General features: G+C 69.7%; 16 protein-coding genes. 8 read left to right on the forward strand and 8 right to left on the reverse strand.

Features of this window, described 5'->3' with window-relative positions:
- Window positions 1-121: 121 nt before the first annotated feature.
- Window positions 122-865 carry an endonuclease NucS gene (gene nucS / locus AB0L91_RS34860; protein ID WP_357350909.1) on the forward strand — a complete coding sequence of 248 codons (744 nt, stop codon included), beginning with the start codon at window positions 122-124 and terminating at the stop codon, window positions 863-865.
- 10 nt (window positions 866-875) lie between these two features.
- Window positions 876-1166, forward strand: a complete 291-nt coding sequence (locus AB0L91_RS34865) for an ATP/GTP-binding protein (protein ID WP_355284258.1) — start codon at window positions 876-878, stop codon at window positions 1164-1166.
- A gap of 99 nt (window positions 1167-1265) precedes the next feature.
- Here the strand turns inward: AB0L91_RS34865 and AB0L91_RS34870 are convergent, their stop codons facing one another.
- Both AB0L91_RS34870 and mce read right to left on the reverse strand, forming a co-directional pair.
- A complete protein-coding gene (locus AB0L91_RS34870) occupies window positions 1266-2273 on the reverse strand; it encodes a hypothetical protein (protein WP_355284256.1) in 1008 nt (335 codons plus the stop codon).
- An 86-nt stretch (window positions 2274-2359) separates the two neighbouring features.
- Window positions 2360-2821: a methylmalonyl-CoA epimerase gene (gene mce / locus AB0L91_RS34875; RefSeq protein ID WP_355284254.1), complete on the reverse strand. Its 462-nt coding sequence runs from the start codon at window positions 2819-2821 to the stop codon at window positions 2360-2362.
- Window positions 2822-2954: 133 nt separating this feature from the next.
- Between mce and AB0L91_RS34880 the strand changes: the two genes are divergently transcribed.
- The 5 genes from AB0L91_RS34880 to AB0L91_RS34900 all read left to right on the forward strand — a co-directional run bounded on the left by AB0L91_RS34880 (window position 2955) and on the right by AB0L91_RS34900 (window position 7145).
- Window positions 2955-4139: an acetyl-CoA C-acetyltransferase gene (locus AB0L91_RS34880; RefSeq protein WP_365017163.1), complete on the forward strand. Its 1185-nt coding sequence runs from the start codon at window positions 2955-2957 to the stop codon at window positions 4137-4139.
- 94 nt (window positions 4140-4233) lie between these two features.
- The gene (locus AB0L91_RS34885; protein WP_357350916.1) at window positions 4234-4611 is read left to right on the forward strand and encodes a DUF3817 domain-containing protein; all 378 of its coding nucleotides are present in this window, start codon (window positions 4234-4236) and stop codon (window positions 4609-4611) included.
- Window positions 4612-4672: 61 nt separating this feature from the next.
- Window positions 4673-5536, forward strand: a complete 864-nt coding sequence (locus AB0L91_RS34890) for a tetratricopeptide repeat protein (protein WP_365017245.1) — start codon at window positions 4673-4675, stop codon at window positions 5534-5536.
- A gap of 104 nt (window positions 5537-5640) precedes the next feature.
- Window positions 5641-6726: a class I SAM-dependent methyltransferase gene (locus tag AB0L91_RS34895; RefSeq protein ID WP_365017165.1), complete on the forward strand. Its 1086-nt coding sequence runs from the start codon at window positions 5641-5643 to the stop codon at window positions 6724-6726.
- Window positions 6727-6752: 26 nt separating this feature from the next.
- Window positions 6753-7145: a nitroreductase/quinone reductase family protein gene (locus AB0L91_RS34900; RefSeq protein ID WP_365017168.1), complete on the forward strand. Its 393-nt coding sequence runs from the start codon at window positions 6753-6755 to the stop codon at window positions 7143-7145.
- On the opposite strand, the gene glgB is transcribed toward AB0L91_RS34900, so the two are convergent.
- The 6 genes from glgB to AB0L91_RS34930 all read right to left on the reverse strand — a co-directional run bounded on the left by glgB (window position 7142) and on the right by AB0L91_RS34930 (window position 13462).
- Window positions 7142-9298 (reverse strand): 1,4-alpha-glucan branching protein GlgB, encoded by a 2157-nt coding sequence (gene glgB, locus AB0L91_RS34905; protein WP_365017170.1) that lies wholly within the window; start codon window positions 9296-9298, stop codon window positions 7142-7144. The genes AB0L91_RS34900 and glgB overlap by 4 nt on opposite strands.
- The gene (locus AB0L91_RS34910) at window positions 9298-11298 is read right to left on the reverse strand and encodes an alpha-1,4-glucan--maltose-1-phosphate maltosyltransferase (RefSeq protein WP_365017171.1); all 2001 of its coding nucleotides are present in this window, start codon (window positions 11296-11298) and stop codon (window positions 9298-9300) included. The genes glgB and AB0L91_RS34910 overlap by 1 nt, the downstream gene beginning before the upstream one ends.
- 82 nt (window positions 11299-11380) lie before the next feature.
- Window positions 11381-12025, reverse strand: coding sequence for a LysE family translocator (locus tag AB0L91_RS34915; protein WP_365017173.1), 645 nt, complete (start codon window positions 12023-12025; stop codon window positions 11381-11383).
- A 60-nt stretch (window positions 12026-12085) separates the two neighbouring features.
- Window positions 12086-12490 carry a type II toxin-antitoxin system VapC family toxin gene (locus tag AB0L91_RS34920; RefSeq protein WP_365017175.1) on the reverse strand — a complete coding sequence of 135 codons (405 nt, stop codon included), beginning with the start codon at window positions 12488-12490 and terminating at the stop codon, window positions 12086-12088.
- On the reverse strand, window positions 12487-12759 hold the full coding sequence (locus AB0L91_RS34925; protein WP_365017176.1) for a type II toxin-antitoxin system prevent-host-death family antitoxin: 273 nt from the start codon (window positions 12757-12759) through the stop codon (window positions 12487-12489). Before AB0L91_RS34925 ends, AB0L91_RS34920 begins: the two co-directional genes overlap by 4 nt.
- Before the next feature lie 112 nt (window positions 12760-12871).
- Window positions 12872-13462 carry a TetR/AcrR family transcriptional regulator gene (locus AB0L91_RS34930; protein ID WP_365017179.1) on the reverse strand — a complete coding sequence of 197 codons (591 nt, stop codon included), beginning with the start codon at window positions 13460-13462 and terminating at the stop codon, window positions 12872-12874.
- Window positions 13463-13542: 80 nt separating this feature from the next.
- Between AB0L91_RS34930 and AB0L91_RS34935 the strand changes: the two genes are divergently transcribed.
- On the forward strand, window positions 13543-13965 hold the full coding sequence (locus AB0L91_RS34935; protein ID WP_365017181.1) for a VOC family protein: 423 nt from the start codon (window positions 13543-13545) through the stop codon (window positions 13963-13965).
- Window positions 13966-14027 lie beyond the last annotated feature (62 nt).

The raw sequence follows: 14027 nt of genomic DNA on the forward strand, positions 1-14027 counted from the left end.
TGGTACTGCACTCGACAGGGTGTGGGAGAGTAGGACACCGCCGGAACATCATTGCGAAAGGCCCTCCAGCATTGCTGGAGGGCCTTTTTGCGTTCCCGGACCCGTCACCTACAGTGCTGTGGTGCGCCTTGTCATTGCTCGTTGCCAGGTCGACTACGTCGGCCGACTGACCGCCCACCTTCCGATGGCTCGCCGGTTGCTGCTGATCAAGGCCGACGGCTCGGTGCTCGTGCACTCCGATGGTGGCTCGTACAAGCCGCTGAACTGGATGAGCCCGCCGTGCTGGCTGGAGGAACGCGATATCGCGACCCTGGTCCCCGCGGAGCTGCCCGACGGCGTGACGCCGCTGCGGGAGGGCAAGACGGCGGTGCCGGACAACATCAAGGCGCTGTGGGTGGTGACCAACAAGGCCGGCGAGGAACTGCGCATCTCCATCGAGGACATCGAGCACGATTCCTCGCACGAACTCGGCGTCGACCCCGGTCTGGTCAAGGACGGCGTGGAAGCGCATCTGCAGGAGCTGCTGGCGGAACACGTGACGAAGCTCGGTGAGGGGTACACCCTCATCCGGCGCGAGTACATGACCGCCATCGGCCCGGTGGATCTGCTGTGCCGCGACGCCGACGGCGCGACGGTGGCCGTGGAGATCAAGCGGCGCGGCGAGATCGACGGCGTCGAACAGCTCACCCGGTACCTGGAACTGCTCAATCGCGATCCGCTGCTGGCGCCGGTCGCCGGCGTGTTCGCGGCGCAGCAGATCAAGCCGCAAGCGCGGACGTTGGCCGAGGACCGGGGAATCCGCTGCCTCACGCTCGATTACGACGAGCTGCGTGGCACGGAGAGCAACGTTTTCCGCCTCTTCTAGGCTGGGAGCCATGCCGCGACGTAAACCACGCTCAGGACGACGTAGCGAGCCGGCGCCGATCGGTGACGTCTACGGGCGCACCGAGGACGGGCCGGGCGAGGAGACCTACATCGTCCGCACCGTTCCCGGTGCCAGGGCGGTCAAGACGTACCGGTGTCCCGGCTGCGACCACGAGATCGCGCCCGGGGTCGCCCATATCGTCGCCTGGGCCGCCGACGGCGGCGAGGACGACCGCAGGCACTGGCATCAGGGCTGCTGGAACGGCAGGCGCACCCGCGGCATCACCCGTCGCTGGTCCTGAGTCCCGAGAGCAACGAAAACCGAAGGCCGCCTCGAACATTCGAGGCGGCCTTCGGTTCTTCGGTTATGAGGGTGGAGCAATGTCGTCGTTGGTCCGACGTCAGTTGCTGATGTCGGCGCTCTCGCGGTCCTCGTCGACGATGTCCTCGTCGGCGTCGGCGACCTCGGGGATGGCCTTGGTCTGGCGGGAGCCCGAGACGGACTTGTTGTTGCCGTTGTTGCCGATCGACTTGCGCTCGGGGGCGCCGTCGAGCAGCTCGCTCTCGCGGTTGACCGCGGCGAGCATGGCGGGCACCGAGTCGAGCTGACCACGGATGCCGAGCAGCTGGGCCAAGACCCGGCCGCGCAGCACGCGCATCTCCTCGGCCAGTTCCTTCGCGTGCGCGATCTTGCGCTCGGAGGTCTGGGTGGCCGAGCTGATGAGACGGTTCGACTCGTCGGTCGCGTCCTTGATCCGCTGGGCGGCCTCGGCGCGGCTGGTGGCCTCGAGCTCCTCCATGGCACGAGTCAGCTTGGTGCGCCGATCGTTCATGGTGGCCTCGAAGTCCTGCTGGGTGGCCTTGCGCTTGGCCTCGGCCTCCTTGCCGAGACGTTCCACATCGGCCTGCGCGGCCTCGATGATCTTGGCGGACTCGGTGCGCGCGTTCGCGAGGGTCTGCTCGAACTCGATCTCGAGCGCCTCGCGCTTCTCCTTGGTCTCCGCGAGCAGCGACTCGTACTTGCCACGCATCTCGGTGGCCTGCTGCTCGGCGATCGACACCATCTCGGCGGCTTCGGCCTGCGCCAGCGCACGGACCTCGGACGCTTCGTCCGAGGCCAGGCGCAGCATGCGCGAGATACGGTCGGACATACCTTCGGCGGTGGTCGGCGGCACGGACAGCCGGTCGACCTCCTTGCGGAGCTCGTCGATCTCGTCCCGCGCGTCTTCCAGCTGGCTGGCGAGATTCCGGGCCTGCGCGGCGGCAGCATCCCGGTCGGTGGCGGTGACGCGGAGCTCGGCGTCGAAGCGGTCGAAGTAGTTGCGCACCTCGTCTTGCGCATAACCCTTGCGCACAACGGTGAAGGGCAGTGCAACGAAGCGATTGCGATCGGACTCAGGTGACGACATGGCACACAAAATACAGCCTCGAGCGAGCCTATGGAGACTCGACCGTGATTGTGATCTCGCCGAGATTTACCGACCGTATCCGCCTACTAGTGCGTAACATTCGGGTTCGGCTCGACGAGCTCCACCAGCACACCGCCAGCATCCTTCGGATGGATGAAATTGATGCGGGAATCGGCGGTGCCGTGACGAGGTGCTTCGTACAGCAAACGCAGTCCACGGTCGCGCAGGAAGGCCGAAACCGCCTCGATGTCGGTGACCCGGTAGGCCAGCTGCTGCAGGCCCGGCCCGCTGCGGTCGATGAACTTGGCGATCGTGGACTCCGGGGTCAGCGGGGCCAGCAACTGCAGGGCGGTCGCCCGGTCGGCCGCGGCGGGGCACGACAGCATCGCCTCGACGACGCCCTGGGCCTCGTTGACCTCGCGGTGGGTCTCGACCATGCCGAGATTGTCGGTGTACCAGGCGACGGCCGCGTCGAGGTCGGGCACGGCGATGCCCACGTGGTCGACGGCGATGACGTAGTCGGCGGGGATGATGTTCTCGTTGCTCACCCCTCGAAGCTAGCGTGTACCTGGGTGCCGGGTGTGCTCCGATACCGGTTACCGTTGAGTGCAACCCTTGACGTGCGCGGCTGACCGCCGTGTGCGTCGCGGCGAGGTTCGACTCAATGAATGCGAGGCTTTCGTGACGACTTCTGTCATCGTGTCCGGTGCGCGTACCCCGGTCGGCAGGCTCCTGGGCGGTCTGAAGGACTTCAAGGCCTCGGATCTGGCCGGTGTGGCGATCAAGGCGGCGCTGGAGAAGGGTGGTGTGGCGCCCGAGCAGGTCGACTACGTCATCCTCGGTCAGGTGCTGCAGGCCGGTGCCGGGCAGCTGCCCGCCCGCCAGGCGGCGATCGCCGCGGGCATCCCGATGGATGTGCCGTCGCTGCTGATCAACAAGGTGTGCCTGTCGGGCATCAACGCGATCGCGCTGGCCGATCAGCTGATCCGCGCCGGGGAGCACGAGATCGTCGTGGCCGGTGGCATGGAGTCGATGAGCCAGACCCCGCACCTGCTGCCCAAGAGCCGCGAGGGCCACAAGTACGGCGACACCACCCTGGTCGACCACATGGCCTACGACGGCCTGCACGACGTGATCACCGATCAGGCGATGGGTCTGCTGACCGAGGAGCGCAACGACCTGGACAAGGTCAGCCGCGAGGAGCAGGACGCGGTGGCCGCGGCCTCGCACCAGCGCGCCGCCGCCGCGTGGAAGAACGGCCTGTTCACCGATGAGGTCGTGCCGGTCGCCGTGCCGCAGCGCAAGGGCGACCCGATCTACGTCAGCGAGGACGAGGGCATCCGCGCCGACACCACCGTCGAGTCGCTGGGCAAGCTGCGTCCGGCCTTCCGCAAGGACGGCACCGTGACCGCGGGCACCGCCTCGCAGATCTCCGACGGCGCGGCCGCGGTGATCGTGATGAGCAAGGCCAAGGCGCAGGAGCTGGGGCTGGAGTGGATCGCCGAGATCGGCGCCGCCGGTCAGGTCGCCGGTCCGGACTCGACCCTGCAGGACCAGCCGGCCAACGCCATCCTCGCCGCGTGCGCGAAGGAGGGCATCACTCCGGCCGAGCTGGATCTGATCGAGATCAACGAGGCGTTCGCGGCCGTCGGCGTGTCCTCGACCAAGAAGCTGGGCTTCGATCCGGAGAAGGTCAACGTCAACGGCGGCGCCATCTCCATCGGCCACCCGCTGGGCATGTCGGGTGCGCGCATCCTGCTGCACCTGGCGCTGGAGCTGAAGCGTCGCGGTGGCGGCGTCGGCGCGGCCGCGCTGTGCGGTGGCGGCGGTCAGGGCGACGCGCTCATCATCCGCGTCCCCGCCTGATTCGTTCCGACACGATGGGCCCTCGCGCTACCGAGCGCGGGGGCCCGTTTGTGTGAGCGGTCCAACTACGTGGTGTCGTAGATCATGCTGCACAATGGCTGGTATGGGTTTCTTCGATCTGCGGTCCACCGCCAGTCGTTTCCGGTTCTTCGCGGTGCTCGAGGCGCTGTCGTGGATCGGTCTGCTGACCGGCATGGCGTTCAAGTACCTGCCCGCGGAGGGCAACGAGATCGGCGTGAAGATCTTCGGGCCGGTGCACGGCGCGATCTTCGTCCTGTTCGTGATCACCGCGCTGCTGGCCGCGCGCGAACTGAACTGGGGCTGGAAGACCACCGTGCTGGCGCTGGCGTCGAGCATTCCGCCGCTGTTCACCGTGGCCTTCGAGATCTGGGCCGTGCGCACCGGTCAGCTGGGCGAACTGAGCGCGGGCGCGACCAAGGGCTCCCCGGCAGCCGCGCCGACGGCTTCGTGACAAACTGGAAAGCGTGACTCGACCCGCTGCCCGTCGTCCTTCGCCCGCCGTCGCCGCCGCCATGTCCGGCGCGGTGGATCTGTCCGCGCTGAAGCAGCCGCCCGCCGCTCCCGGCGGCGCGCCTGCGGCCCCGGGGAACCATACGGTCACCGAGGCGGATTTCGAAGCCAAGGTCATCCGCCGCTCGATGCAGGTGCCCGTCGTGGTCGCGCTGTACTCGCAGCGCAGCCCGGGCAGCGTCGAGCTGGTCCGCACGCTGGAGCGGCTCAACGCCGACGATCGCGGCGGCTGGGACCTGGCCGCGATCGAGGCCGAAGCGAACATGAACATCGTGCAGGCGCTGCGGGTGCAGGGCATCCCCACGGTGATCGCGGTCGCGGGCGGGCAGCCGCTGGCCGATTTCGAGGGCGCCCAGCCCGAGGCGCAGGTGCGCCAGTGGCTCGACGCGGTGATGGACGCGACCGCGGGCAAGCTCGAGGGCGACCCGAACGCCGCGGGCGCGACGCCCGAGGTCGAGGACCCGCGCTTCACCGCCGCCGAGGACGCGCTCGCCGAGGGCGACATCGCCGGCGCCGAGGCGGCCTACGAGGCGATCCTGGTCGAGGAGCCCGGCAACGAGGAGGCCAAGGCCGCGCTGCGTCAGCTGCGCTTCCTGACCAGGGCCCAGCAGCTCGACCCGGCCGTGGTCGCCACCGCCGACGCCGATCCGGCGAACCTCGACGCCGCCCTCGACGCCGCCGACGTGGAACTGCTCGAGCAGCGCCCCGAGGCCGCCTTCGACCGCATCATCGCGGCCATCAAGCGCACCGCGGGCGACGACCGCACCAAGGCGCGCACCCGGCTGCTCGAGCTGTTCGAGCTGTTCGACCCGGCCGAGCCCTTCGTCGTCGCGGCCCGCCGCAAGCTCGCGACCGCGCTGTACTGACCTTCGTCCGCGGGGCCGTCCCGGCTGAACTGCCGGGGCGGCCCCGTCGTATCTCCTGGTAGACCCGCGGCACCGGGCCGCGAGCTGACTCGAGGAGATACGCCATGACCTCACTCGACCACTCGGGCGCGGTAGATCAGGCCGAGGTGGAAGCCTTCGCGGGGAAGATGGTCGCGGTGCTCGATCACGCGAGCACCGCGCTGATGATCAGCATGGGCCACCAGGTCGGCCTGTTCGACACGATGGCCGCCAACCCGGCCGCCACCAGCCCGGAACTCGCCGCGGCCGCGGGGCTGGACGAGCGCTACGTGCGCGAATGGCTCGGCGCGGTCACCACCGCGGGCATCGTGCGCTACGACCCGCCGACGGCCACCTACACGCTCCCGCCCGCGCACGCGGCCAGCCTGACCAGGGCAGCGGGACCGGACAATCTCGCCAGGGTCATGCAGTTCATCGGGCAGCTCGGTGAGGTGGAACCCAAGATCGTCGAGCGGTTCCGGATCGGTGGCGGTCTGTCCTACGACGACTACGCCCGGTTCCACGCGTTGATGGCCGAGGAGAGCGCCGAGGTGTTCGACGCCGCGCTGCTCGACGTCATCCTGCCGATGGCGCCCGGGCTGACCGATCGGCTGCTGATGGGGATCGACGTCGCCGACATCGCCTGCGGCAGCGGGCACGCGGTGAACCTGATGGCGCGGGCCTTCCCGGCCAGCCGGTTCCGCGGCTACGACTTCTCCGCCGACGCGATCGCGGCGGGGCGGGCCGAGGCGGCGGCGATGGGCCTGACCAATGTCGAGTTCGTCGAGCAGGACGTGGCGGCGCTGCACGCGCCCGGGTCCTGCGATCTGATCACCGTCTTCGACGCGATCCACGATCAGGCGCACCCGGCGCGGGTGCTGGCCAACATCGCGACGGCGTTGCGCGCCGACGGGGTGTTCCTGATGGTCGACGTGCACGCGTCGAGCGTGCTCGAGGAGAACCTGGACCTGCCGCTGGGTCCGTTCCTCTACGCGGTGTCGACGATGCACTGCATGTCGGTATCGCTGGGGCAGGGCGGCGACGGGCTCGGCACGGTGTGGGGCGAACAGCGCGCGCTGGCGATGCTCGCCGACGCCGGTTTCACCGAGGTCAGCACCAGCCACGTCGACGGTGATCCGCTCAATACCTACTACCTCGCGAGCAAGGGCTGAGCCGCCGCCGCTGCTACGGTCGGAACATGGGCTCCAAGAACGACATTCAGCACCGGATCGTGACCACGTTCCAGCGGCCGCTCAATGTGGTCGCGCGGCGGCTGCCCGGCCAGCAGCTGCTCGAGACCACCGGCCGGGTGAGCGGGCAGCCACGGACCACCCCGATCGGCGGGCGCCGGGTGGGTGACCAGTTCTGGCTGGTCTCCGAATTCGGCGAGCGCTCGCAGTATGTCCGCAACATCCTGGCCGACAACCGGGTCCGGGTGCGGCTGCGTGGGCACTGGCACAACGGCCTCGCCCACCTGGTGCCCGACGACGACCCGCGCGCCCGGCTGCGCGAGCTGCCGCGCTACAACAGCGCCGCCGTCCGCACGGTCGGGACCGACCTGCTCACGATCCGGATCGAGCTGACCGACTAGCGTTCGGCGGCCAGCCAGACCGCGCTGTTGGCCGCCATGGTGACGGTGGCCGAGGCGGGCCGGCCGTGCCAGGGGGTGTCCTCGGCGTCGACCCCGCCGAGGTTGCCGATGCCGGACCCGCCGTACTCCTGGGCGTCGGTGTTGAGGACTTCGCGCCAGATCCCGGTGTGCGGCAGGCCGATCCGGTAGTTCTCCCTGGTCGACCCGGAGAAGTTGAAGACGCAGGCGACGGCGCTGCCGTCGGCGCCCCAGCGCAGGAACGCGAAGACGTTGGCGGCGCTGTCGTCGGCCTCGATCCAGGAGTGCCCGCCGGGTGTGGTGTCCTGGCTCCACAGCGCCGGGTGCGCGGTGTAGGTGCGGTTGAGATCGCCGACCATCGTCGAGATGCCCTGGTGCAGTGGGTTGTCCAGTTCCTGCCAGTCCAGGCCGCGATCGTTGTCCCACTCGCGGAACTGGCCGAACTCCTGGCCCATGAACAGCAGTTGTTTGCCGGGGTGTGCCCACATGTAGGCCAGCAGGGCGCGCACGCCGCTCGCCTTGGCGAAGTCGTCGCCGGGCATCCTGGTCCACAGGGTGCCCTTGCCGTGCACGACCTCGTCGTGGCTGATCGGCAGCACGTAGTTCTCGCTCCACGCGTAGACCAGGGAGAACGTCATCTCGTTGTGGTGCCAGGACCGGTGGATCGGGTCGCGGCCCAGGTAGCCGAGGGTGTCGTGCATCCAGCCCATGTTCCACTTCATGGTGAAACCGAGGCCGCCGACATCGGTGCCGCGGGTGACGCCGGGCCAGGTGGTCGACTCCTCGGCGACGGTGACGACGCCGGGATACGCGCGATGCACGGTGTCGTTGAGCTCCTGGAGGAAGTCGACGGCTTCCAGGTTCTCCCTGCCGCCGTAGACATTCGGCTCCCAGCCGCCGTCGGGCCGCGAGTAGTCCAGGTAGAGCATGGAGGCCACCGCGTCCACGCGCAGGCCGTCGATGTGGAACTCCTCGATCCAGAACGCGGCGTTGGCGACCAGGAAGTTGCGCACCTCGTTGCGGCCGAAGTCGAAAACGTAGGTGCCCCAGTCGAGTTGCTCGCCCCGGCGTGGGTCGGGGTGCTCGTAGAGCGGGGTGCCGTCGAAGCGGGCCAGCGCCCATTCGTCGCGCGGGAAGTGCGCGGGCACCCAGTCGAGCAGCACGCCGATGCCCGCGTTGTGCAGGTGGTCGACGAAGTAGCGGAAGTCGTCGGGGCTGCCGAAGCGGGAGGTGGGGGCGTAGTAGGAGGTGACCTGGTAGCCCCAGGACCCGCCGAACGGGTGCTCGGCGACCGGCAGCAGTTCGATGTGGGTGAACCCGGTCGCGCGCACGTACTCGGCCAGCTGTTCGGCCAGGGCGCGATAGCCGAGGCCGGGCCGCCACGAGCCGAGGTGCACCTCGTAGACGCTCATGGGGGAGCGGACGGCGTCGGCGGCGGCCCGGCGGTCCAGCCACGCGCTGTCGGTCCACACGTGGTCGGCGCGGCTGACGACCGAGGCGGTCGCGGGCGGGACCTCGGTCGCGAAGGCCAGCGGGTCGGCGTGGTCGACGACGCGGCCGTCGGCGCCGTGCACCCGGTACTTGTAGCGCGTGCCCGGCCCGACACCGGGCACGAACACCTCCCACACCCCGGACGACCCGAGCGCGCGCATCGGCGCGGAGTTACCGCTCCAGTGATCGAAATCGCCGAAGACGGTGACGCCGCGCGCATTCGGCGCCCACACCGCGAACGAGGTGCCGTCGACATCGCCGTCGAGGGTGGTGTAGTGCCGCGGGTGCGCGCCGAGCACCTCCCACAGCCGGGTGTGGCGGCCCTCGCCGATGAGGTGCAGGTCGAACTCGCCGACGGTGGGCAGGAAGCGGTAGCCGTCGGCGGTGATCACCGTCTGGCCGCCGGGGTAGGCGGTGCGCACGCGGTAGTCGTCGACCTGCGGATACGGCAGGACGGCGGCGAACACGCCGTGCCCCAGCGACTTCAGTGGATGTTCGGTGGCGCCGACCAGGACGGTCACCGACTCGGCGTGCGGGCGCAGCACCCGGACCGCGGTGCCGTCCGGTTGCGGGTGCGCGCCGAGGACGGTGTGCGGGTCGGGGTGGGTGCCCGCCGCCAGCAGCATCAGGTCGCGGCGTTTCATCAGAACGTCCGGCGGTAGGCCAGGGGGGCGCGCGCGGCGGCGGGCACGGCGGGCAGCGCGAGGATGTGGGCGGGGGCCCGCGCCGGGTCCAACCGCACGAAGTTGTGCTGACCCCAGTGGTATTCCTCGCCGGTGACCTCGTCGAACACCACCGGATGGTCGTGCCATTCGCGGCCGATCGCGGGCAGGTCCAGCGAGATGTGGCCCTGCTCGGCGCCGTAGGGGTTGAGGTTGACGATCACCAGCACCGCGTCGCCGGAGGCCGGATCGATCTTGGAGTAGGCCAGCAGCGCGTCGTTGTCGATCTCGTGGAAGTGGATGCAGCGCAACTGCTGCAACGCGGGGTGGGCGCGGCGGATCTCGTTCAGCCTGGTCAGCCACGGTTCCAGGGACTCGCCGCGGGCCAGCGCGCCGGTGAAGTCGCGCGGGCGCAGCTCGTACTTCTCCGAGTCCAGGTATTCCTCGCTGCCCGCGCGCACGGCCTCGTGCTCGAACAGCTCGTAGCCGGAGTACACACCCCAGGTGGGGGCGAGGGTCGCGGCGAGGACCGCGCGCAGGGCGAACATGCCGGGACCGCCGTGCTGCAGGCTCTCGTGCAGGATGTCGGGGGTGTTCACGAACAGGTTCGGCCTGGCCTCGTCGGCCTTGGCCGCGAGCTCGGTGCCGAATTCGGCCAGCTCCCACTTGAAGACGCGCCAGGTGAAGTAGGTGTAGGACTGGCTGAATCCGCGTCGCGCCAGACCGTAGAGCCGGGCCGGGCGGGTGAACGCCTCGGACAGGAAGATCACGTCGGGGTCGGTGCGGCGCACCTGCGCGATCAGCCACTCCCAGAAGTCGGCGGGTTTGGTGTGCGGGTTGTCCACGCGGAAGATGGTGACGCCGAGGGCGATCCAGTGCCGGACCACCCGCAGCACCTCGGCGTAGAGGCCGTCGGGGTCGTTGTCGAAGTTGACCGGATAGATGTCCTGGTACTTCTTCGGCGGGTTCTCCGCGAAGGCGATGGTGCCGTCGGGCAGGGTGGTGAACCACTCCGGATGCGCCTGGACCCATGGGTGGTCGGGGGCGCATTGCAGGGCCAGGTCGATCGCGACCTCGAGGCCGAGATCTGTTGCGGTGGCGACGAAGTCGACGAAATCGGCCTCGGTGCCCAGCAGCGGGTTGGTGGCGTCGTGGCCGCCGTCGGCCGAGCCGATCGCCCACGGTGAGCCGACGTCACCCGGCTCGGTGGTGAGCGCGTTGTTGCGGCCCTTGCGGTTGATCTCGCCGACCGGGTGGATCGGCGGCAGGTAGACGACGTCGAAGCCCATGCCCGCGATGCGGGGGAGTTCGCGCGCTGCGGTCGCGAAGGTGCCGTGCACCGGATGGCCGTCGGCGTCGCGGCCACCGGTCGAGCGCGGGAAGAACTCGTACCAGGACCCGACCAGCGCGCGCCTGCGTTCGACCAGCACCGAATGCTGGGCGCCGCGGGTGACCATCTCGCGCAGCGGGGTCGCGCGCAGGATCTCGGCGACCTCCTCGCTGAACGCCGGGGCGACCCTGGCCGGCAGTTGCTCGTCGCCGCGCAGGGCGGTGGCGGCGGCGCGCAACCGCTCGAACTGCTTCTTGGGCACCGCCTGGGCGGCCCGCTCGAACAGGGTGGCGCCGATCTCGAGATCGTTGGCCAGGTCGAGGGCGGTCTGGCCGACCGCGAGTTTGGCCTCCACGGCCGAGCGCCAGGTCGCGATCGGATCGCTCCAGCCCTCGACCCGGAAGGTCCACACGCCGGGGGTGTGCGGGGTGAACAGGCCGTTGAACACGTCGGGCTCGTAATCGGGGGTCATCCGCAGGCGGGTGATCCGCGACGAGCCGGGCGCGCGCACCGCCAGCGTCGCCGCCACGGCGTCGTGCCCCTCGCGCCACACCACGGCGCGGACGGGAAACACCTCGCCGACGGCGGCCTTGGCCGGGCGGCCGCCGGGGATGGACGGGGCGATGTCATCTATGGCAATCCGGCCGGTCACCGCACAAACCTACTGCATTTCCGCCGACCGGGCGCTGAGCGCCGCAACCCGCGGACCAGCCGAGAACGCGGGCCGCCTCCGCTCAGCGAGCGTCCGCGGCCAGGCCTAGGCCGAGGGCGACCAAGATCGCGGCCAGGGTCCGTTCCACCCGTTGGCGGATGGCGGCGCGGCGCAGCCAGGCCCCCGCCCGATCGGCGGCCAGGACGACCGCGACGCACCAGGCGCCGTCCAGGATCACCTGGATGGTGGCCAGGATCAGCAGGGTGGGCAGCACCGGTCCTTCGGTCGGCAGGAACTGCGGCAGGATCGTGATGCCGAAGACCGCTGCCTTGGGGTTGGCGGCGATCGAGAGCAGGGACGCGCGGAAGGCGGCGGCGGGGGTGTTGCCGCCGGGGAGTTTCGCCGTCAGGGCGGCGCCGAAATCGTTGTCGGCGCCGCGGGCGTGGCGCCACGCCTGGACGCCGAGCCAGATCAGCACCGCCGCGCCGACGACGTGCATCGCCGTGTTCAGCCACCGGTTCGCGGCCAGCAGGATCGACAGCCCCGTGCCGCCGGCGAGCGTCCAGCCCAGCACGCCGATCTCGTTGCCCGCGACCGCGGCCAGCCCCGCGCGTCGGCCGTCGCGCACCGAGCGCTGCAGGAACAGCGCGGTCGCCGGGCCCGGCAGGGCGGCCAGGATCAGCGAGGCGAGCAGGAATTCGGGCAGGACATCGACCCAGTGCGGCATCGCTGCATGGTGACATGGGTTCGGCGGTGGTGGCCAGCGGTTTTGCGCTGCTCCGTCCGCTCAGACCGCGACGATCTCGAGCATTGATTCCAGGACCTTGAAGTCGGCCGAGTTGCGTGTGTACAGCGGCAGGTCATTGGCCGATGCGATCGCGGCGATGAGCAGATCCATCCGTCGCGGACGCGGGTCACGGTTGGCCGCGATCGTCAGCGCGACGAGAGTTCCGTACCGCGTCGCGGCAGCCTCGTCGAACGGCAGTGGGTCGAATTCCACGATCGCGGCGCCGAGTTGTTCCGAGCGTTCCGCGCGCGTGACCGGATTCTTCGCCATCGCGACGCCTTGATTCAGCTCGGCCAACGTGATCGCGGTGATCTCCGGCGTCTCCGGCAACCGCTGGGGATCGAGCTCGCCCAGGTCGAGATAGGTGCAGGTGTCGAGTACGCCGACAGCATGCCGGTAACTCACCGCCCACCCCACGGGTCATCGTCACCGATCCGGTCCTCCGAACCGAAGAACTCGTCCGCTTCCCGACGCATCGCCGCGTAATCCACTCGCGGCAGCGCTCGGTGGCGCGCGACCAGCTCGGCGGCAGTGCGTTGCCGCCGACGGTTCACCGGTCGAACCTCCGCGATCTCGACGCCGTTCCGCGTGACCCGGATGGTCTCGCCGGCCTCCACCGCATCCATGATCGCCGCGGAGTTGTTTCGCAATTCACGCTGGCTGATCTGCCTCATGCTCCGAAGTGTAGCGCGGTGTGCTACGCCGCGCTACGGAGGTCGTCGCCGAATCATCGCGGGTGTTCTCGGCGGTGGCGGGGATGGTGAAAGTGCTGTTCAGCGGTGGGGTTCAGGTGGTGCGAAGGCCCGCGAGGAGTTTGTCCAGGGCGGTGATGGTGTCGGGGAGTGCGCCGGGCTCGGCGGTGGTGGCGAGCCAGAGGGCGGCCTCGTTCATCGCGCCGGAGAGCAGCTGGGTGAGGGGAGCGATCGGCTGGGGCGCCAGGATGCCGGCGTCGACCAGGGCGGCCAGGGCCTCGTGCAGGTGCCGGGCCGAGTTGGCCTCGTCCAGGGCGCGCCATTCGTGCCAGCCGAGCACGGCGGGGCCGTCGATCAGCATGATCCGCTGGACCAGGGGATCGGCGCTGGCCCGGAGGAACGCGGCGCATCCGGTGGTCAGCTGGGCCCACGGATCGGGCTCGGCGTCGGCGGCCGCGGCGACCTGCTCGCCGACCTCCTGCTGCACCTCGGTAAGCACAGCGCGGAACAGCTCGGCCTTGCTGTCGAAGTGGTGGTAGAGCGCGCCCTTGGTGACCCCCGACGCCGACACGATCTCCGACAGACCAACGGCTGCATAGCCTTTCGCGGCGAACAGTCGCCTGCTCTGTGCTACCAGCACCCGCCGCGTCTCCTCGCGCTGTCGTGCCCGCGCCGTGGCTGTCATCCGCCGTCCTCCCATTGACCTACCGGTGGTATGTGAACTAGCCTACGACACATACCATCGGTATGTGAAAGGGAAAAGTCATGGCACTGAGCAGCTTCTACCCGGTTCTGGCCACCTCCCGGATCGCGGAGTCCCGCGACTTCTACACGCGCTGGTTCGGCTTCGAGGTCACCTTCGAGGCCGACTGGTACGTCAGCCTCCGCCGCCCCGCCCGCGACGCCGAGCCCGCCTACGAACTGGCCCTGCTCGATCCCACCCACCCCACCATCCCCGAGGGCTACGGCAAGCCGGTCCAGGGCCTGGTCCTGAACTTCGAGGTCGACGACGTCGACGCCGAATGGCAACGCCTGGTCGAAACCGGTGGCCTGCACCCCGAACTCGCCCTCCGCACCGAGGACTTCGGCCAGCGCCACTTCATCGTCAGCGACCCCGCGGGCGTCCTCGTCGACGTCATCACCGAGGTACCGCCAACCCCGGAGTTCGCCGCCCAGTTCACCGGGTAGAACCGGCTGGATCGCCGACGCTCGGGCTCCCGAACAGCATCCGGGCGCGACACTCGGTACTC

It is taken from the genome of Nocardia sp. NPDC051833 (genome assembly GCF_040681225.1).
GTDB lineage: Bacteria > Actinomycetota > Actinomycetes > Mycobacteriales > Mycobacteriaceae > Nocardia.